The 18,961-nt window shown below is 71.9% G+C and carries 18 protein-coding genes, 2 tRNA genes and 1 pseudogene; 13 read left to right on the top strand and 8 right to left on the bottom strand.

Annotated features, from left to right (window positions below):
* Positions 1-37 precede the first annotated feature (37 nt).
* The 8 genes from D8M39_RS06010 to D8M39_RS06045 all read left to right on the top strand — a co-directional run bounded on the left by D8M39_RS06010 (position 38) and on the right by D8M39_RS06045 (position 7,468).
* Positions 38-2,308 (top strand): DEAD/DEAH box helicase, encoded by a 2,271-nt coding sequence (locus D8M39_RS06010; protein WP_174233446.1) that lies wholly within the window; start codon positions 38-40, stop codon positions 2,306-2,308.
* 178 nt (positions 2,309-2,486) lie between these two features.
* A tRNA-Thr gene (locus tag D8M39_RS06015) sits at positions 2,487-2,558 on the top strand.
* A 53-nt stretch (positions 2,559-2,611) separates the two neighbouring features.
* A tRNA-Met gene (locus tag D8M39_RS06020) sits at positions 2,612-2,685 on the top strand.
* Between the two features lie 126 nt (positions 2,686-2,811).
* Positions 2,812-4,734: a siderophore-interacting protein gene (locus D8M39_RS06025; RefSeq protein WP_055085580.1), complete on the top strand. Its 1,923-nt coding sequence runs from the start codon at positions 2,812-2,814 to the stop codon at positions 4,732-4,734.
* 258 nt (positions 4,735-4,992) lie between these two features.
* On the top strand, positions 4,993-5,442 hold the full coding sequence (locus D8M39_RS06030; RefSeq protein ID WP_126874633.1) for a MaoC family dehydratase N-terminal domain-containing protein: 450 nt from the start codon (positions 4,993-4,995) through the stop codon (positions 5,440-5,442).
* On the top strand, positions 5,439-5,921 hold the full coding sequence (locus D8M39_RS06035) for a MaoC/PaaZ C-terminal domain-containing protein (RefSeq protein WP_055085583.1): 483 nt from the start codon (positions 5,439-5,441) through the stop codon (positions 5,919-5,921). The genes D8M39_RS06030 and D8M39_RS06035 overlap by 4 nt, the downstream gene beginning before the upstream one ends.
* A gap of 10 nt (positions 5,922-5,931) precedes the next feature.
* Complete coding sequence (locus D8M39_RS06040; protein ID WP_055085584.1) at positions 5,932-7,047, top strand: UDP-N-acetylmuramate dehydrogenase; 1,116 nt, start codon at positions 5,932-5,934, stop codon at positions 7,045-7,047.
* Positions 7,048-7,063: 16 nt separating this feature from the next.
* Entirely contained in the window at positions 7,064-7,468 is a 405-nt protein-coding gene (locus D8M39_RS06045; RefSeq protein WP_055085587.1) for a PGPGW domain-containing protein, read from the top strand.
* Between the two features lie 152 nt (positions 7,469-7,620).
* Here the strand turns inward: D8M39_RS06045 and asd are convergent, their stop codons facing one another.
* The 7 genes from asd to D8M39_RS06080 all read right to left on the bottom strand — a co-directional run bounded on the left by asd (position 7,621) and on the right by D8M39_RS06080 (position 13,388).
* Positions 7,621-8,757 (bottom strand): aspartate-semialdehyde dehydrogenase, encoded by a 1,137-nt coding sequence (asd, locus tag D8M39_RS06050; protein ID WP_055085607.1) that lies wholly within the window; start codon positions 8,755-8,757, stop codon positions 7,621-7,623.
* 43 nt (positions 8,758-8,800) lie between these two features.
* Positions 8,801-9,145 (bottom strand): GNAT family N-acetyltransferase, encoded by a 345-nt coding sequence (locus tag D8M39_RS06055; protein ID WP_055085609.1) that lies wholly within the window; start codon positions 9,143-9,145, stop codon positions 8,801-8,803.
* Between the two features lie 40 nt (positions 9,146-9,185).
* On the bottom strand, positions 9,186-9,866 hold the full coding sequence (locus tag D8M39_RS06060; protein WP_238693979.1) for a dihydrofolate reductase: 681 nt from the start codon (positions 9,864-9,866) through the stop codon (positions 9,186-9,188).
* Entirely contained in the window at positions 9,863-10,684 is an 822-nt protein-coding gene (locus D8M39_RS06065) for a thymidylate synthase (RefSeq protein ID WP_055085589.1), read from the bottom strand. Before D8M39_RS06065 ends, D8M39_RS06060 begins: the two co-directional genes overlap by 4 nt.
* Positions 10,685-10,722: 38 nt before the next feature.
* Complete coding sequence (locus D8M39_RS06070) at positions 10,723-11,673, bottom strand: NUDIX hydrolase (protein ID WP_055085591.1); 951 nt, start codon at positions 11,671-11,673, stop codon at positions 10,723-10,725.
* An 81-nt stretch (positions 11,674-11,754) separates the two neighbouring features.
* Positions 11,755-12,666, bottom strand: coding sequence for a mycothiol synthase (gene mshD, locus D8M39_RS06075; protein ID WP_055085594.1), 912 nt, complete (start codon positions 12,664-12,666; stop codon positions 11,755-11,757).
* A 32-nt stretch (positions 12,667-12,698) separates the two neighbouring features.
* Positions 12,699-13,388 (bottom strand): response regulator transcription factor, encoded by a 690-nt coding sequence (locus D8M39_RS06080; RefSeq protein WP_055085596.1) that lies wholly within the window; start codon positions 13,386-13,388, stop codon positions 12,699-12,701.
* A gap of 290 nt (positions 13,389-13,678) precedes the next feature.
* Between D8M39_RS06080 and D8M39_RS06085 the strand changes: the two genes are divergently transcribed.
* The 3 genes from D8M39_RS06085 (at position 13,679) to D8M39_RS06095 (ending at position 16,276) form a co-directional block, all read left to right on the top strand.
* Positions 13,679-14,287: a hypothetical protein gene (locus D8M39_RS06085; RefSeq protein ID WP_094394968.1), complete on the top strand. Its 609-nt coding sequence runs from the start codon at positions 13,679-13,681 to the stop codon at positions 14,285-14,287.
* 115 nt (positions 14,288-14,402) lie between these two features.
* On the top strand, positions 14,403-15,020 hold the full coding sequence (locus D8M39_RS06090) for an FABP family protein (protein ID WP_055085600.1): 618 nt from the start codon (positions 14,403-14,405) through the stop codon (positions 15,018-15,020).
* Positions 15,017-16,276, top strand: coding sequence for a folate-binding protein YgfZ (locus D8M39_RS06095; RefSeq protein ID WP_094394966.1), 1,260 nt, complete (start codon positions 15,017-15,019; stop codon positions 16,274-16,276). The genes D8M39_RS06090 and D8M39_RS06095 overlap by 4 nt, the downstream gene beginning before the upstream one ends.
* Before the next feature lie 123 nt (positions 16,277-16,399).
* On the opposite strand, the gene D8M39_RS06100 is transcribed toward D8M39_RS06095, so the two are convergent.
* Positions 16,400-17,431 (bottom strand): 6-phosphofructokinase, encoded by a 1,032-nt coding sequence (locus D8M39_RS06100; protein WP_126874634.1) that lies wholly within the window; start codon positions 17,429-17,431, stop codon positions 16,400-16,402.
* 232 nt (positions 17,432-17,663) lie between these two features.
* On the opposite strand from D8M39_RS06100, the gene ppk2 reads away from it, so the two are divergent.
* Both ppk2 and D8M39_RS06110 read left to right on the top strand, forming a co-directional pair.
* Positions 17,664-18,575, top strand: coding sequence for a polyphosphate kinase 2 (gene ppk2, locus D8M39_RS06105; protein ID WP_172644385.1), 912 nt, complete (start codon positions 17,664-17,666; stop codon positions 18,573-18,575).
* Between the two features lie 52 nt (positions 18,576-18,627).
* Positions 18,628-18,961 (top strand): annotated as a pseudogene (locus D8M39_RS06110) (hypothetical protein); the annotation flags it as partial.

Genomic DNA, 18,961 nt, shown 5'->3' on the forward strand with positions numbered 1-18,961 from the left:
TGCCAGTCACTCCATTCCACCGAAGCGAGGTTCTTCCGTGCCCACTGAATCCACCCCCGAAGACCACACGAACGCCCACACCGTGGCCCCCGCGAGCGAGCCGGGCGAGACCCGGATCGTGACCGAGGACGACGCCGCCGCCGTTGCGGACGCCGCGCCGGCCACCGAGCCGGGCGACGTCGCCGACGCTGCAGAGCAGGCACCCGCGGTCACCGACGCCCCCGTGAACCACGACGTCGAGACCCGCGAGGTCAAGACCCAGGACGTCGAGACCCGGGACGCGAAGAGCCAGGACGCAAAGACCCAGGGCGAGCCGGAGAAGGACGCCCAGGCACCCGCCAAGGACTCCTCCGACGAGCCCCAGCTGCCCACCTTCGCCGAGCTCGGCGTGGACGGGCGCGTGCTGGCAGCCCTCGACGAGGTCGGCTACGAGTACCCCTCACCCATCCAGGCGGCCACGATCCCCGCGCTGCTCAGCGGCCGCGACGTCGTCGGCCTCGCCCAGACGGGCACCGGCAAGACCGCCGCGTTCGCGGTCCCGGCGCTGTCCAAGCTCGCGGAGCTCTCGGACCTGCACGGCCCGCAGCGCAGCACCCGCGTGCTCGTGCTGGCCCCCACCCGTGAGCTCGCGCTGCAGGTCGCGGAGGCCTTCGGCTCCTACGCCACCCACCTGGACGACTTCACCGTGCTGCCCGTCTACGGCGGCTCCTCCTACGGACCCCAGCTGGCCGGGCTCAAGCGCGGCGCGCAGGTGGTCGTGGGCACGCCCGGGCGCGTGATCGACCACCTCTCCAAGGGTTCCCTGAAGCTCGACGACATCGCCTACGTGGTGCTGGACGAGGCGGACGAGATGCTGCGCATGGGCTTCTCCGAGGACGTCGAGAAGATCCTCGCGCAGACCCCCACCGAGAAGCAGGTGGCGCTGTTCTCCGCCACCATGCCCAAGGCGATCCGCCGCATCGCGCAGCAGTACCTGCGCGACCCGCAGGAGATCACCGTCAAGGCGAAGACCACCACGGGCACCAACACCCGCCAGCGCTACATGCAGGTCATGGGCCCCCACAAGCTGGACGCCATGACCCGTGTGCTGGAGGTCGAGGACTACGACGGCGTGATCGTCTTCGTGCGCACCAAGGCCGCCACCGAGGAGATCGCGGACAAGCTCAAGGCCCGCGGCTACACCGCCGCCGCGATCAACGGCGACATCCCCCAGAACCTGCGCGAGCGCACGGTGGATTCCCTGCGCGAGGGCAAGATCGACATCCTCGTCGCCACGGACGTGGCCGCCCGGGGTCTGGACGTGGAGCGGATCTCCCTGGTGGTCAACTACGACATCCCCCACGACACCGAGTCCTACGTGCACCGCATCGGCCGCACGGGCCGCGCCGGTCGCAAGGGCGAGGCGATCCTGTTCATGACGCCGCGCGAGAAGTACCTGCTGCGCGCCATCGAGAAGGCCACCCGCCAGCCGGTCGAGCAGATGCGCGTGCCGTCCACGGACGAGGTCAACCAGACCCGCAAGGACAACTTCGCGCAGCAGATCGAGGAGACCATCGAGTCCGAGGACCTCACGCTGTTCCGCGAGCTGGTGGAGCGCTACGAGTCCGAGCACGACGTCGACGCGGTGGAGATCGCGGCCGCACTCGCCGTGATCGCGCAGAACGGCCGTCCGTTCCTCGTGCAGGACCTGCCGGAGGTGCCCCAGCGCAAGCGCGACCGGGACCGTGACCGTCAGGACGGTGGCGGGCCCCGCAACCGCCGCGCCCCGGGCGAGGAGGCCGGCATGCGCACGTACAAGCTCGCCGTGGGCCACCGCGACCGCGTGGTGCCCGGCTCCGTGGTGGGTGCGCTCACGCACGAGGGTGGGCTGAACGGCTCGCAGATCGGCGCGATCGACATCCGCCCCACGTTCACCCTCGTGGGCCTGCCGGAGAACCTGCCGGCGGGCACGCTGGACAAGCTCTCCAACACCCAGATCAACGGTGCACCCATCCGCATCCAGGAGGACCGCGGACCGGGTGGCGCCCGCAGCGGCGGCGGTGGCAACCGCTTCCGCGGCGGCGACCGTGACCGGGCACCCCGCAACGACCGCGGGGGCTACCGCGGTGACCGTGGCGGCTCCCGGGACGACCGCGGCGACCGCGGTGGGTACCGGGACGACCATGGTGACCGAGGGGGCTACCGCGAGGACCGCGGTGGCTACCGTGACGACCGCGGCGGTCGCCCGCGCGGCGGCGGCTCCTCCTACCAGGACCGTCCCCGCAAGAAGAGCTACGGCAAGAACAACGGTGGCTACTCCGGCCGCTGAGCCCCTCTGAGCCACCACACGGCCCCCGTTTCACTGTGAAGCGGGGGCCGTGTGCTGTTCCGGAGCACTGCTCGAGAGGCCACCGAGGCGACCGGCGGCGTCGCCGTCTGGGCGCGCATCCGGCGGCCCGGGGCCGATTTTTGCGCGGGGCCCTGATCCTGTTAGAGTATTCCGCGTTGCCCCGATAGCTCAGTGGTAGAGCGCCATCTTGGTAAGATGGAGGTCCCGGGATCGATTCCCGGTCGGGGCTCTCATGATGACAACCTGCGGTTCCTCGTGGATCGCGGGTTTCATCCATGATGTGGCGGTGTAGCTCAGCTGGTTAGAGCGCACGACTCATAATCGTGAGGTCGACGGATCGAGCCCGTCCACCGCTACCGTTCAGGCGCCGTTCCCCTCGGGGAGCGGCGCCTTTTCTCGTTCCGGCCGCGAGATGCCGTGCGATGAGGACGAGGACGACGACGTCGCCGGGCGCCCGTGAGCCCCGGCCGAGAGGAGTGGGCATGGCTCAGAGCATGAGGCGGACCGAGATCTACCCCATCACCGTGCGCGAGCTGGAGGTGCTGCGGGTCCGGGACGTGACGCCCGGGATGCGCAGGGTCACCCTGGGCGGGGAGGGGCTGCGGGCGCACACCGCCCCCAACGGCATGCCCGTCAACGCGTTCCGCTCGGACGGCTTCGACGACGAGTTCAAGATCTTTCTCACGCACCCTTCGCTCACCGAGCCGCTGATCCCCGAGCAGGCGGACGGCACGGTCATCTGGCCGCGGGACGAGCGCCTGGTGCCCCGCACGTACACGGTGCGCCGCTGGGATCCGGAGGCCGGCGAGCTGGACGTGGACTTCGTGGTGCACGGCGTGGGCATGGCCACCACGTGGGCGCGGCGGGTCGTTCCGGGGGAGCGGATCCCGGTGGCCGGGCCCAAGTCCTCCGGCTCGCACCCCGTGGGGGCCGACTGGACGCTCGTGGCCGGGGACGAGACGGCCCTGCCGGCCATTGCGCGCTGGCTAGAGGAGTGGCCCGCGGGGGAGCGCGGCAAGGTGTTCATCGAGGTGGCCAGCTCGAGCCACCGCCAGGAGCTCACGGTGCCCGAGGGCGTGGAGCTGACGTGGCTCTCGCGCCACGGGGCCGAGCCCGGCACCACCACGGTGCTCCAGGACGCGCTCACGAGCACCGAGTGGTGGCCCGGCACCCCGTTCGCGTGGGTGGCGGGCGAGGCGACCACGCTCACCCCCATCCGCCGCTGGCTGCGCAACGAGAAGGGCCTGGGCCGCGAGCAGATGGAGGTCACCGGGTACTGGAAGCGCCAGCCCACGGCCGTCTCCGCGGCGGATCCGGAGATTCCGCAGTCCGAGGCCGGCCACGCGCTGCACGAGCGCCTCGAAGCCCTCACCGGAGTGCTCCCCGCCTTCGCGATCCGCACCGCCGTGACGCTCGGGGTCCCGGACGCCCTGGCCGACGGACCGCGCACCGCCACGGACCTGGCGGACGCCCTGGAGGTCCCCGCGGAGGGGCTGGAGCGGCTGCTGCCGTACCTCGTGGTGCACGACGTCCTGGAGGCGCACGGCACTCCTGCGGCGTACGGCCTGCTGGAGCTCGGGCGCGAGCTGCTCGACGAGCACCTGGGCGAGGACCTGGACCTGGACGGTGCGGAGGCCTGGGAGGAGATCACGGCCGGTCTCTCGCTGCTCGCGGCGGTCCGCGGGGGCGACGGCGCCCGCTCGGCCCGGGCGCGGACCCGCGCGGACCTGGCGTCCCGCCCGGACCTCGTGGCGGGGCAGCAGGAGGAGGCGGAGGAGTTCGCCGACTACTACGGCCCCACCCTGGCGGGCATGCTGCCCCTCGCGCAGTGCCGCACGCTGGCCGTGGCCGGTCCCGCGGCGGGCGGGCTCGCGGAGCTCTTCGTGCGGGAGCAGCCCGGGCTGCACGTCACGGTGCTCGCAGAGCCCGCCGAGCTGGAGGTGCTGCGCCGTCGGCACGCGGCCCACCCCCTAATCGGCCACGCGCCCCTGCCGAGCGACGAGACACCCGATGCCCACGACGACCACGGACGGCACGGCGACAACCCGCGGTCAGGGGGCGGCGACGCGGACGGCGCGCCGGGCGAGCCCTTCGACGCGGTGGTCCTGGCCATGGAGCTCACCCGCCGCACGGACGAGCGCGCGCAGCGGCTGCTGGAGGCCCTGCGGCCCGCGGCGGGGCTGTACGTGATGGACGAGATGCTCGATCCCGTGGGTGCTGAGGAGCACGACGTGGCGCACGGCGTCGTCGACTTCGCCCTCACCGGCGGCGGGGCACGCACGGACTCGCGGTTCCGCGAGCTCCTGGCCGCGAGCGGGTACGAGGTGGCCTCCCGCCGCAACGTGGGCTGGAGCGGGCAGCTCTACACCGCGCATCCCACAGGCGGGGCCGGCCGCACCGCCTGAGCACCGGACGTCCTGCGGACGGGAGCACTCTGGGTTGCCGGGCTCTTGGGTTGCCGGGCTCTTGGGTTGCCGGGCTCTTGGGCTGCGGAGCGCCCGGGGCTGCCGAGCCTCCTGGGTTGCGGAGTGCCCCGGGGGCGCGGACGCTCCCGGATCGCGAACGTCCCCGGGCGCCGTCGCGACCCGAGACCGGGACCCGAGACCCGTCCAGTCCACCGGATAGGCTGGGCCCCGGAAACCCCGTGAGGAATCGAGGAGAAGATGGCCGTATCCGCAGACGTGGTGGGCAGGACCTACCCGTCCATCGCCCCGTACCAGGTGGGTCGCGAGAAGATCCGCGAGTTCGCCGCGGCCGTGAAGGCCACGGACCCCGCCCACCACGACGTCGCCGCGGCACAGGCCGCCGGGTACGCGGACCTCGTGGCGCCGCCCACCTTCGCGATCGTCGTCTCCCAGAAGGCGGATGCCTCGCTCGTCAACGACCCCGAGGCCGGGATCGACTTCTCCCGTGTGGTGCACGCGGACCAGCGGTTCACGCACCACCGCCCGATCGTGGCCGGGGACGAGCTGACCGCCGCCGTGACCGTGGACGCCGTGCGCCCGCTGGGCGGCGGGGCCATGGTCACCTCCCGCGTGGAGGTCACCACCGTGGCCGGTGAGAAGGTTGCCACCACCGTGTCGTCCCTGCTGGTGCGGGGTGAGGAGCAGTGAACGTGGAGTTCGAGAGCGTCGAGAAGGGCCAGTCCGTGGGGGAGCGCACCGTGGAGGTGTCCCGCGCGGACCTCGTGGCCTACGCCGGGGCGTCCGGGGACCGGAACCCCATCCACTGGAACGAGGAGTTCGCGCGCTCCGTGGGCCTGCCCAACGTGATCGCGCACGGCATGTTCACCATGGGTGCCGCCGTGGGTCTCGTCACCGAGTGGGCGGGTGCCCCCGGAGCCGTGGTGGACTACCAGACGCGCTTCACCAAGCCCGTGGTGGTCCCCAACGCGTTCGACACCACCGTCACACCGAGCACGGCACTCACCGTGAGCGGCGTGGTGGGCGCGGTCGACGCCGAGGCCCGCACCGCCCGCGTGGACCTCACCGTCACCGCACCGGACCTCTCGGAGCCGGACGCGGACCCCGCCACCGCGAAGCCCCTCAAGGTGCTCGTGAAGGCCCAGGCGGTCGTGAGGTTCCCCGGATAGAGTTGCTTTCATGAATGCTCTGCGCCTGTCCGACCTCACGACCACCGCCGTGGGCGGACCCGCCGCACAGCTCGTGGAGGCGGGCACCGAGGAGGAGCTGCTGGCTGCGGTTGCGGCCGCCGACGACGCCGCGCAGCGCGTGCTGCTCGTGGGCGGCGGGTCCAACATCCTGGCCTCCGAGCAGCGCTTCGAGGGGACGGTCGTGCACGTGGCCTCGCGCGGCGTCGTCGTGACCGAGGACGCGGACGGCGAGGTGCTCGTGGAGGTCGCCGCGGGGCACCCGTGGGACGACGTCGTGCGCGAGACCGTGGCCCTGGGGCTCGCTGGCCTGGAGACCCTCGCGGGGATCCCCGGCACCGCGGGCGCGACCCCCGTGCAGAACGTGGGGGCGTACGGCGCGGAGGTCTCCCAGACCATCGAGAGCGTGCGCACGTGGGACCGCGAGGAGCGGCGCGAGCGCACCTTCGGCTTCGAGGAGCTCGAGTTCTCCTACCGGGATTCCGCACTGAAGCGCAGCATGAACGCCGGGTCGCCCCGCTACGTGGTGCTGTCCGTGACGTTCCGGCTGCGGCGCCAGGACGAGTCCATGCCCGTGCGCTACGCGCAGCTCGCCACCGCACTCGGTGTGGAGGCGGGGGAGCGGGCGCCGCTGGAGCTGGTGCGCGAGACCGTCCTGCGGCTGCGCGCGAGCAAGGGCATGGTCCTGGACCCCGAGGACCGGGACACCTTCAGCACCGGGTCGTTCTTCACCAACCCCGTGGTCGCCCACGACGAGCTCAGCGACCGGATCCCCGCGGACGCCCCGCGCTATCCCGTGCTGGACGCCCGCGGCCACGAGGTGCCCGGCGCCGTGAAGTTCTCCGCGGCGTGGCTGATCGACCACGCGGGCTTCGGCAAGGGCTTCGGCCTGCCGGGAACCCGCAACGAGCTGCTGGACTTGGACGGTGCCGCCGTGGCCGGCGGCCGGGCCTCGTTGTCCACGAAGCACACGCTCGCGATGACCAACCGGGGCTCCGCCACGGGGGAGGACGTCGCCGCCGTGGCCCGCACCGCGCAGCGCGGGGTGGCCGAGGTCTTCGGGATCACCCTGGTGCCCGAGCCCGTGCTGCTCGGGCTGTCCCTGTGACGCGGGCGGCCCGGCGGTGAGCTCCGAGCTGCACGAGGAGATCGAACGCGGCGAGCAGGGCGGGCGCGTCCACCAGTTCGTGCTGCGGATGCGCGCGGTCTCGGACCGGCACCCCGCGCTGCGGGTGCTCCACAAGGCCACGGTGATCGTACTCGGCACGGTCTTCGTGCTCGCGGGGATCGTGATGCTCGTGACCCCCGGCCCGGGATGGCTGTCCATCTTCCTGGGGATCGGGATCTGGAGCACCGAGTTCGAGTGGGCGCACCGGCTCAACCTGCGCATCAAGCGCGCGGCCCTGCGCGTGTGGCGGTGGTGGACCAACCTGGTCGCGGAGCGGCGCTACCGCCGGGCCCGCGACAGGCCCCGCCCACAGAAACAGGGGCCCCGGCACCTGCGTGCCGAGACCCCCGAGGTCTCCTAGCTCCGTTGTCGCTCCTGCGTGCCGCGCGGCACCTGCCGCGGGTCGCATGGGAACGCGTGTCGACGACGACGCCGTGCCCGGCCTGGGACCCGCGCGATCCGTCCCAGAGGGCGCGCGCTGCGCCGCGCGAGAGCCGCGTCAGAACGGCCGCGTCAGAGCGTTCCTGTCGCGATCTTCAGCATGCGCCGCACGGGCTCCGCGGCACCCCACAGCAGCTGGTCGCCCACGGTGAACGCGGAGATGTACTGCGGGCCCATGCTCATGGGGCGGATGCGGCCCACGGGGATCTGCAGGGAGCCGGAGGCTGCCACGGGGGTGAGGTTCCGCATGGAGTCCTCCTTGGTGTTGGGCACCACGGTGGCCCACTCGTTGTCCGCGTCGAGCAGCCGTTCGATCTCCACCACGGGAACCTCGTCCCGCAGCTTGAGGGTCAGCGCCTGCGAGTGGGAGCGCATGGCGGCGATCCGCACGCACAGCCCGTCCACCGGAATGGTGTTCTCCGCACCGCGCCCCAGGATCTTGTTGGTCTCCGCCTGGGCCTTCCACTCCTCGCGGGACTGGCCGTTGCCGAGGTCGGCGTCGATCCACGGGATCAGTGAGCCGGACAGCGGCACCCCGAACTGGGTGGTGTCCAGCTCCCCGCTGCGCTGTTTGGCGAGCACCGCGCGGTCGATCTCCAGGATCGCGGAGGCCGGGTCCGCCAGCTCGTCCGCCACGGCGCCGTGGATGTCCCCGAACTGCTGGATCACCTCGCGCATGTGCCGCGCGCCGCCGCCGGAGGCCGCCTGGTAGGTCATGGACGTGGCCCACTCCACCAGGTTGTTGCGGAACAGTCCGCCCAGGCCCATGAGCATGCACGAGACCGTGCAGTTGCCGCCCACGAAGTCCTTCACGCCGCGCTCCAGGGCGGAGTCGATGACGTCTCGGTTCACGGGGTCCAGCACGATCACGGCGTCGTCGTTCATGCGCAGGGTGGACGCGGCGTCGATCCAGATGCCGTCCCAGCCGCGGGCGCGCAGGTCGCCGTGCACGGCCTTGGTGTAGTCCCCGCCCTGCGTGGTGACCACCACGGGGAGCTTCTCGAGCTCGTCGAGGTCGTAGGCGTCCTTCAGGGTCCCGGTGTCCCCGGCACCCTCGATGGCGGGAGCGGCGCCCCCGGCGTTGGACGTGGAGAAGAACACGGGGTCCAGGCCCGCGAAGTCGTTCTCGGCGCGCAGCCGGTCCATGAGCACGGAGCCCACCATGCCGCGCCACCCGATGAAACCTACAGCGGTGGGGTGTGAAGTCATGCCCACCACTCTACCGGCGACGCCCGTTCAGCCCCGGGCCTGTTCAGTCGCGGGCCCCCGGGGCGGGGGTGCTGGCCAGCAGGTCCCGGTAGCCGGGGAAACGGTCCATGTAGTCCTGGACGTAGCTGCACGTGGCCCGGACCTTCACTCCGCGCTCGCGGTAGTCGTCCAGCACCCGGGTCACGAGCGTGCGCGCGTAGCCCTGGCGGCCGAACTGCTCGGAGACGATGGTGTGCTGCAGGTCCACGGTGCCGTCCTCCAGCACCTCCACGCCCAGGAAGCCGATGTACTGCTCCCCGTCCCACAGCTCGTAGCGGGAGGCGTCGTGGTTGGGGATGATCCGCAGCTGCGGGCTCGTGTTGACCTGTGGGGTGTTCTCGCTCGTCACGGTGGGGACCTCCGGTCGTTCGGGTGTGTGGGAGATCACGCTATCCCATGGGCTCGCGGACGTACTCGTCGATCCGGAACCGGGTGCCGTTGCCGGCCACGGTCCAGTCCTCGACCTGGGTGCGGTGCCACGCGGCGTCGAGCGCGGGGGCGTGGGTGTCCCCGGGGACGTCCATCTCCACGGTGGTCACGAGCACGCGGGTCAGGGGCAGTGCGGGGTGCGCGGCGGCCTCGCGCCACACGCGCGGCCCCCCGATCACCCAGATCTCCCGGGCGGGTTCGGGGGCGTCCGCTTCGTCACCGGCGCGGGAGCCGACGACGCCGCTCGCGGACTCCGCGCCCCGGCTCCCGTCGGGGGCGTGGCCGGGGGAGCTGGCGCCGTCCTTCCCGGCCGGGGGATCCTCGGTGAGGGACACCGCCAGGCGCAGCGCGGCGTCGTAGGAGTCCACGGCCCACACGTGCTCGCCGTCAGCGGGGACGGACTCCGGGTGGGAGGTGACCACGATGTTGGGGCGCCCGGGCAGCGGCCGGAAGCGCTCGGGGAAGGACTCCCACGTGCGCCGACCCATGACCACGGGGTGCCCGATCGTGGTGCGGGCGAAGAACTTCAGGTCCTCCGAAAGGTGCCACGGGATCCCGCCGTCCACGCCGATCACCCCGCCCGGCGTCTGCGCCCAGATCCCGCCCACCACGGGCTGCCGTGACGTGCCGCGCGCGCTCACACCGCCACCGGTGCCTTGATGCCGGGGTGGTGCTGGTAGTCGAGCACCTCGAAGTCCTCGTAACGGTAGTCGAAGATGGACTCCGGCCGCCGGGCGAGCCGCAGCCGCGGGTACGGGTAGGGCTCACGGGAGAGCTGAGTGGCCACCTGCTCCACGTGGTTGGTGTAGATGTGGCAGTCGCCGCCGGTCCACACGAACTCGCCGGGCACCAGGTCGCACTGCTGGGCCACCATGACCGTGAGCAGCGCGTAGGAGGCGATGTTGAACGGCACGCCCAGAAACAGGTCCGCCGAGCGCTGGTAGAGCTGGCAGCTCAGGGCGTCCGGGCCCTCTTCGCGGGGCTGCACGTAGAACTGGAACAGGGCGTGGCACGGGGGCAGCGCCATCTTCTCCACCTCCGCCGGGTTCCAGGCAGTGACCAGGTGGCGGCGGGAGTCCGGGGTGGTGCGGATGGACTCCACCACGCGCGCGATCTGGTCGATGCTCTCGCCGTGCCCGGCCGGCCAACTGCGCCACTGCACCCCGTAGACGGGGCCGAGCTCACCGTCCTCGTCCGCCCACTCGTCCCAGATGCTCACGCCGCGCTCCTGCAGCCACCGTACGTTCGACGAGCCGGAGAGGAACCACAGCAGCTCCAGCGCCACGGACTTGAAGTGCACCCGTTTGGTGGTCAGCAGAGGGAAGGACTCGGAGAGGTCGTAGCGGATCTGGCGCCCGAAAACGGACAGCGTGCCGGTGCCCGTGCGGTCCGTCTTGCGGGTCCCGTTCTCGAGCACGTCCCGCAGGAGGTCCTCGTACGGGGTGGGAATGGTGGGCATGGGTTTCCTTTCAGGACGACGACGCCGCGGTGGCCGGGTCAGTCGTCGAACGGAGAGATGACCTCGAAGGCCACGGCGGGGGAGCGCTGCGCGCCGCGGGGCATGTGCAGCACGATCATCTGCCCGGGGCTGAGGTACGGGTCCGCGTCCGGGAGCTGCTCCGCGAGGGCGGGTGGCATGTGCCTGCCGAGCACCCTCAGCACGGTGGGCAGCACGGGGCGGTGGGTGCACAGCACCACGGGACGGTCCGTCTCGAAGAGCTGCTCGGTGACCATCGCGGCACGCTTGGGATGCCGCTTGTGGGTGGCCTCCGTGAGCTGGGCCCGCTCCTTGACCTTCACGCCGTGCTTCTTGGCGTAGGGCACCACGGTGGACATGCAGCGAAGCCACGGTGAGGTGACCACGCGCTGGGGCTGCCACGACGCGAGCAACCGGGTCACGGCCAGGGCCTGGCGCTTGCCTGTGGCCGCGAGCGGCCGGTCCCCCTCGGCGCGCTGCCACGAGGAGCGCGGCTTGGCCTTGGCATGGCGGATCACGATCACCGGGCGGGTGGCCAGGGACCCGCTCGAGTGCAGCCGGACCAGCTCGTCCAGGGGAGCGACGTCGTCCTTGTTCGTCAGCCACTTCCGGGCGCGCTGCGCGGTGACCCACTCCATGCGGTCCACCTCGTCGTCCTCCGGCGCGGCCTTGACGCCGGGGGCGACCTCCGCGGCCCAGTAGCGCACGAGCTTGAGGTTGCCGCGCACCTTGTAGACGGAGTCCGCGAGATGCACGCCCAGGCAGATCCGCAGCCCGGTCTCCTCGTGCAGCTCCCGCACCGCCGTCTCGGGGAGGGTCTCGCCGTCGTCCTGCTTGCCCTTGGGCCAGGACCAGTCGTCGTAGCGGGGGCGGTGGATGACGAGCACCTGCAGCTCGTCGTCCACGACCCGCCAGCACAGGCACCCCGCCGCGAGGATGTCGTACTTGCCCGGGGGGGAGTTCTTTGCCATGTTCCGTTCTCCGTCGTCCGAGACCCAACACCCCCGCCCGCGAGCCGCGGGCGGGGATTTCGGTAATGATGCTATCCGCGCTCAGCCGCGGTACATGACGTCCACGTGCCAGCGCTCGAAGCCCAGAGACTCGTACAGCGCCACCGCCGAGGTGTTCTCAGCGTCCACGTACAGCATGACCTCGTCCAAGCCTTGCTCCGCCAGGTGGTTGATGCCCGCGGCGGTGAGCGCGCGGCCCATGCCCGAGCCCTGCTGCTCCGGGGCCACGCCCACGGCGTAGACCTCTCCCATCGCGGCACCGTCCCCCGAGGCCGGGTGGACCTTGGTCCAGTGGAAGCCCAGCACGGTGTCCGGGTCCTCGGCGCGCACGGCCAGCAGGAAGCCCGCGGCGTCGAACCACGGGGCGTTCTCCCGCTCCTGCAGGTCCCCCAGGGTCAGCCGGCCCTGCTCCGGGTGCTGGGCGAAGGCCTCCGAGTTCACGCGCAGCCAGGCCTGCTCGTCCCTGCCCACCTCGAACGGACGGATCTGCACCCCGTCGGGCAGCGTCACGTCCAGGGGAACGTCCTGTGCCCCGGCGACGGCGCGCTTGTAGCGGTAGAGGTCGCGCACCGGGCTGAGGCTGTAGAGCTCCGCGAGGCGCTGGGCGGCGGGCTGGTTGCCGTGCGCCCACGCCTCCACGGTGCCGTCCACCATGGCGCGCAGCTGACCGCCGATGGCCGTGGCCACCCCGCGGTTGCGGTGCTCGGGGTCCACCACGAGCTCCACGGTGAACGTGGAGGCGGCGTCCGGCTGGGGGACCACAACGGCCGCACCCACCAGGGTGCCACCGTCCGTGGCGGTCACGCAGCTCACGCCGGCGCGCCCGGAACGGAGGTCCACGAGAGTCTGGTCCGAGAACGGCGGCTCGCCGTCCACGCTCTCGGCCCGCTGGGCGAGGGCAACGAGGTCCTCCGGATCGGGGACGTTCTCGTACGGGGTTACTGTCACGGCCATGGTTGTCTCCTCGTTGTGGCGGGCTCGCGTGGTCAGGGGGTCTGTTCCCGGCCCCCGGCGAAGCTGTAGCCCACGTTACGCACCGTGGTGATCAGGTGCTCGTGGTCGGAGCCCAGTTTGGCTCGCAGCCGACGGACGTGGACGTCCACGGTGCGGGTGCCCCCGTAGTAGTCGTAGCCCCAGACCTCCGAGAGCAGCTGGTGGCGGGTGAAGACCCGGCCCATGTTCTGCGCGAGGAACTTCAGCAGCTCGAACTCCTTGAACGTGAGGTTCAGGGGGCGCCCGCCCACCTTCACGGTGTAAGTGTCCTCGTCGATCAGCACGGAGCCGGCGCGGATCACGCTGTCGTCATGGGTGGCGGCGCCCGCCCCGCCCCCGGCGCTCACGAGCCGCAGCCGCGCCTCGACCTCGGCGGGACCGGCGGTGCTCAGCACGACGTCGTCCACGCACCACGACGCCGCCACGGCCGCCATCCCGCCCTCGGTCACGGCGAGCAGCACGGGCAGCGTGCGCTCGCGGGCGGACAGCGCCTGGGCCGCGTTGCGCGCGGCCACGAGGTTGTGCGTGCCGTCCAGGACCACGACGTCCGGGCGGCGCGGGCCGGTGAGGCTGCCCGTGGCCTCGAGGGGGTGGACGTCCACCCGGTGCGAGAGCAGCTCCAGCGCAGGCAGCGCGGTCGCCGCGGCGTCGGCTGCGGGGCTGAGCAGGGCGATGTGGGACACGGTGGGATCCGCTCGGACGGGGGTGGCCGGTCCCGCGCGGGGCCAGCCGAGGACCGCTCTAGTATAGGAGCGGTAGCACGTGCCACCCGGTCGCCGGTGGCTTGCACCGGCGGGCCCGCGTCCGGGCCGAGGTGCGGTCCGTGGAACCGGGTCTGCCCACGGCCACCACCCCAGCGACCGCCTGATTACCCGGGTTGGTCCGGGCGGGGCGCCTGGCCCGGTGCTGGAGGCGAGGCCGTTAGGCTGAGGTGCAGCACAGCAACCCGCCACGGCCCGAAGGACCCCCGCACATGACGTACGCGCGCATCATTGTCGCCGCCGTGGTGGCGCTCGTCCTCGCGCTGGGCGCCGCGGTGCTCGGGTCGTGGGCCCCACTGGTGGTGTCCGTGGGCATGGCTGTGACGATTGGCTTCGGCTGGCCCGCGGCGGCCGGGATCCAGGCGCGACGCCGCCACAACGTGCTGATCGCCGCCGCCGGGACCCTCGCGTGCCTGCTCGTGCAGCTCTACCCCTCCCAGCGTCTCGTCTGGCTCCCCGCGATCATCGGCGTGTCCTTCATGGCCGCGTGCGTCGCGGAGCTCGTGCGCGGCGAGGGTGCCAAGTACCGGCTGGAGTCCGCCCTGGCCTCCGTGACGGGTGTGCTGGCGGCCGTGGCGTCCTCGGGCTGGATAGCCTTCGCGGGGGTTGCCCACGAGCGGGGGCTGACCGGCTGGCTCACCGTGGCCGGGGTGGGGGCGCCGCTCACACTGATCCTCGTGGTGGCGGGCGCGCGCGTGATCTCCGCGGCCCCGGAGAACCTGCCGCGCAGGGGCATGATCACCCTGGGCGTGACACCCGTGGCGCTGCTCGGAATGGTCGCCGTCTTCACCGGTCAGGTGCTCGCCGCCGTGGTAGCGTGAGCCCATGCTTGGTCTCGAAATCTTCTACCTCGTCCTCCTCGGTCTCGCGGGTCTGGCCATCCTCGGCATCTCGCTCAAGGTCATCTTCAGCCTGTTCAAGGGGCAGATGTAAGCCGTGCCGATCGAGATCCCGTCTGATCTGACACCCGAACTCGTTCCCTTCGCGTGGCTCCTGGGCACGTGGGAGGGCAACGGCTTCATGGGCTACGGGGACGCCGAGCAGCGCGCCTTCCGTCAGCGGGTCACGTTCGAGCAGACCGGTCTGCCGTTCCTGGTCTACCGCGCGCGCACCACGCTCCTCGACGAAGAGGGCGAGCCGCAGCGCGAGGCCACCTACGAGCAGGGCTTCTGGGAACTGGCGCGCCCGCGCGAGGACGGTGACATCGGCCCCGGCATGCTGCCCCCGGACCCCGTCCCGGTCATCACCTCCGCGGAGGACGTCGAGAAGCTGCGCAACGCGGACGGCGGCTTCGACATCTCCGTGACCATCTCCCAGCCCGGCGGCATCTCCGAGCTCTACCTCGGCCAGATCAAGGGCCCCCGCGTGGAGCTGACCACGGACGCCGTGATCCGCGCGCAGGGTGCCAAGGAGTACCTCTCCGGCACCCGTCTCTACGGCCTCGTCAACAACCACCTCATGTGGGCGTGGGACATGGCCGCCCAGGGGCACGAACTGGCCACGCACGCGTCCGCCGAACTCACCAAACTCGAACAGGTCGATCCCGAACAGTGACTGACGCAGCACCCTCGTACACCTCCGCACTCCTGCAGCACCACGGAGCCGTGGGCGCGGGTGGCCTGGATGCGGGGGTCGCGGCCCACTACGGCGATCCCGTGCGGGAGCAGCGGGCCCTCGCGAGCGGCCGGGCGGTCGTGGACGAGTCCCAGCGCGGCGTCGTGACCGTGAGCGGGCCGGACCGGTTGAGCTGGCTCACGACCCTCTCCTCCCAGGTGCTCACCGGGTTGCAGCCCGGGCAGAGCACCGAGACTCTCTTCCTCAGTGTGCAGGGCCGCGTGGAGTTCGCTCCGCACGTGCTCGACGACGGCGAGACCACCTGGCTGATCGCGGAGGCGGACGAGGCCCCGGGACTGGCCGGCTGGCTGGACTCCATGCGCTTTGCCCTGCGGGTGACGGTCACGGACGTCAGCGCGGACTGGGCGGTGCTCGCCGCCACGCGCGATCTCGGCGAGCAGCTCGCCACGGCCCTGGGCGACGTCGACGGCGCCGCCCCCGCTGTTCTCGTGTGGCACGACCCGTGGCCGGGCGTGGCCCCCGGCGGCCACCCGTACGCGGACACCGAGGCGCACCCCGGTGAGGACCGCTCCTGGTACGAGCACCTGGTGCCGATGTCCGCGCTGCAGCGGGTCGTCGCGGCGCTGGGGGAGGCTGGCATCGACCTCGCCGGATCGTGGGCCGCCGAGGCCCTGCGAATCGAGGCGTGGCGCCCCCGGTGGGGATCCGAGACGGACGAGAAGAGCATCCCCCACGAGCTCGACTGGATGCGTACCGCGGTGCACCTGTCCAAGGGCTGCTACAAGGGTCAGGAGACAGTGGCCCGCGTGCACAACCTGGGCCACCCGCCCCGCCGGCTCACGCTGCTGGACCTTGACGGCTCCCAGCACACCCTGCCGGAGGCCGGTGCCACTGTGGAGACGGGCGGCAAGGTCGTAGGCCGCGTGACAGCGGCGCAGCTGCACCACGAGGCCGGGCCCATTGCCCTGGCCGTGCTCAAGCGGTCGGTGGACCCGGCTGCGGTGCTCACGGTGCGCGACGTGGTCGCACCCGCCACAGACGGCGCGGAGGGCAGCGAGGCGGAACCCGCGGACCTTTCCGGTGCGGCCGCCACCCAGGAGCCCACCGCTGCCGGGGCGGCCCGCGAGGAATGGGCCGCGTCCCAGACCGTGATCGTGCCCCCGGACGCCGGCTCCGTGGTCGGACGCGCGCAGGGACTCATGCGGGGCCCGCGCGGCGGCGGAATGCGCATCTGAGCATACCGTCACGGACCCCGGCGGGGCGGTGACACCCCGCACGGCGGGCTGGACGGCCCCGGGACCCGGATACGAGCAGGGCCGGCCCTCGGGGGAGGACCGGCCCGTGCGCCGTCGTCGGGATCAGCGGCCGAAGAGCACCTTGGCCTCGTCGTAGCGGTCCTGCGGGACCACCTTGAGCCCGTCGAGCGCCTTGGAGAAGTCCACGCGCACGAGGTCCGTGCCGCGCAGGGCGCACATCTTGCCCCACTGCTTCTCGGTGGCCATGGTCACCGCGCCGATGCCCAGGCGCGTGGCGAGGACCCGGTCGAAGCCCGTGGGGGCGCCGCCGCGCTGGATGTGGCCGAGGATCGTGTTGCGGGTCTCGATGCCCGTGATGTGCTCGATCTCCTTTGTGACGAACTCGCCGATGCCGCCGAGCCGCGGGCGGCCGGACGCCTCGGTGCCCTTGCCCGCGATGGCCTCCTTGCGGTCGTCCGGGATGAAGCCCTCCGCGACGACCACCAGGGGTGAACGCCCGCGGTCGTGGACCTCGCGGACCCACTCGGCCACCTGCTCCATGTGCACGCGGAACTCCGGGATCAGGATCGCGTGGGCGCCGGCGGCCATGCCGGAGTGCAGCGCGATCCAGCCCACGTGGCGGCCCATGACCTCGGCAACCATGCAGCGGTGGTGGGACTCGCCGGTGGTGCGCAGCCGGTCCATGGCGTCCGTGGCGATCGAGACGGCGGTGTCGAAGCCGAAGGTGTAGTCCGTGGCCTGGAGGTCGTTGTCGATGGTCTTGGGGACCCCCACCACCGGCAGCCCGGCGTCCGCGAGGCGCTTGGCCCCGGCCAGGGTGCCCTCGCCGCCGATGGCCACCACGGCGTCGATGTGGTGGCGCTCCAGCACCTTCGCGATGTTCTCGGGGCCGCCGTTGCGGCCGTCGAACGGGTTGGTGCGCGAGGTGCCGAGGATCGTGCCGCCCTGGCGCGCGAGACCGCGGACGCTCTGGCGGGGCAGCTCCATGATGTCGCCCTCCACCACGCCGCGCCAGCCGTCCCGGAAGCCGACGAATTCGTGGTCGTAGGACTTGATGCCGTGCAGCACCGCGCCGCGGATCACCGCGTTGAGTCCGGGGCAGTCCCCGCCGCTGGTCATAAGCCCGATTCGCATGTCTACCTCAGTGCTCCTGTGTGGTTCCGGGTGGTGCCTGGCTCCTCCATTCTAGTGAGCCACGGGCCTGACGGCGCGGTGCCACGGGGTGTTCGCGGGTGCGGGAACGACGTCGCGGGGCGGGACACTCGCGGGGTGGCGCCCGTGCGCCGTCGGGGGAGGCGGGGAACTAAGATCGGGACCGAGAACAGTGAACGAGACGTTCGCTCCGCCAGGTCACCAGGAGGACGCCATGACCGCCCAGCAAGAACCGGCGCGGGAGAACCTGCGCGAGTTCATCGACAAGCTCGTGGACCAGGGCTACACGGTGCGGGACGGGCAGTCGCCGGACCCGGACCTGATCGATCCGGGTGGAAGCGCCGTGGAGACCTGGCGCGAGGGGTACCCCTACGACGAGCGGATGTCCCGGGAGGACTACGAGCTCGAGAAGTACCAGCTGCAGATCGAGCTGCTGAAGTTCCAGTACTGGGGCCAGGACAACGACCTCAAGCACGTGATCGTCTTCGAGGGCCGCGACGCCGCGGGCAAGGGCGGGACCATCAAGCGCTTCACCGAGCACCTGAACCCCCGCGCGGCCCGCGTGGTGGCGCTGAACAAGCCCTCGGACCGCGAGCAGGGCCAGTGGTACTTCCAGCGCTACATCCAGCACCTGCCCACCAACGGGGAGATCGTGCTCTTCGACCGCTCCTGGTACAACCGCGGCAACGTGGAGCGCGTGATGGGCTTCTGCACGGACGAGCAGTACGAGAGCTTCATGCTGCAGGCGCCCGTGTTCGAGAAGATGCTCGTGGACTCGGGCATCCACCTCACCAAGTTCTGGTTCTCGGTGACCCAGCACGAGCAGCGCACCCGCTTCGCGATCCGCCAGATCGACCCGGTGCGCCGCTGGAAGCTCTCGCCCATGGACCTCGCCTCCCTGGACCGCTGGGAGGACTACACCGTGGCCAAGGAGGAGACCTTCCGCCGCACGGACACGGACCACGCCCCGTGGATCACCATCAAGTCCAACGACAAGAAGCGGGCGCGGCTCAACGCCATGCGCTTCTTCCTCAACCAGTTCGACTACGAGGACAAGGACACCTCGGTGGTCTACCCGCCGGACCCGCTGATCGTGCGCCGCGGCCGTGACGCCGTGGACGACTGAGCACCAGCCCCGCGCCTGACCCCGGCCGTTCCCCGTGCTCTCCGACGCCCCCGTGAGCCGCCCCGCCCGGTTGATCCGTGGCTGGGCGGCCGCTGGCGTCTGCACGCTGTGCGCCGCGGCGTCCCACCACGCGATGGACCCGGCGCCCCTGCAGCCCGTGCTGCTGGCGCTCGTGCTCTGCCTCGCCGGGGTGGTGTGCGTGCTGCTGGCGGGGCGGCGGCTCGGTGCGGTGCGCACGGCGCTCGCGGTGCTGGCGAGCCAGGTCCCGTTCCACCTGGTCTTCGCGGCCGGGGGGCACGCTTCCGCCGCGGTCGACGACGGCGGGGTGGGACTCGGTGCCCACGCGCACCACCTCCACGGGGCGGGTGCGGCGACCACGGGGGCCG

The sequence above is a fragment of the Kocuria sp. HSID17590 genome (assembly GCF_003989485.1).
Lineage (GTDB): Bacteria > Actinomycetota > Actinomycetes > Actinomycetales > Micrococcaceae > Kocuria > Kocuria salsicia.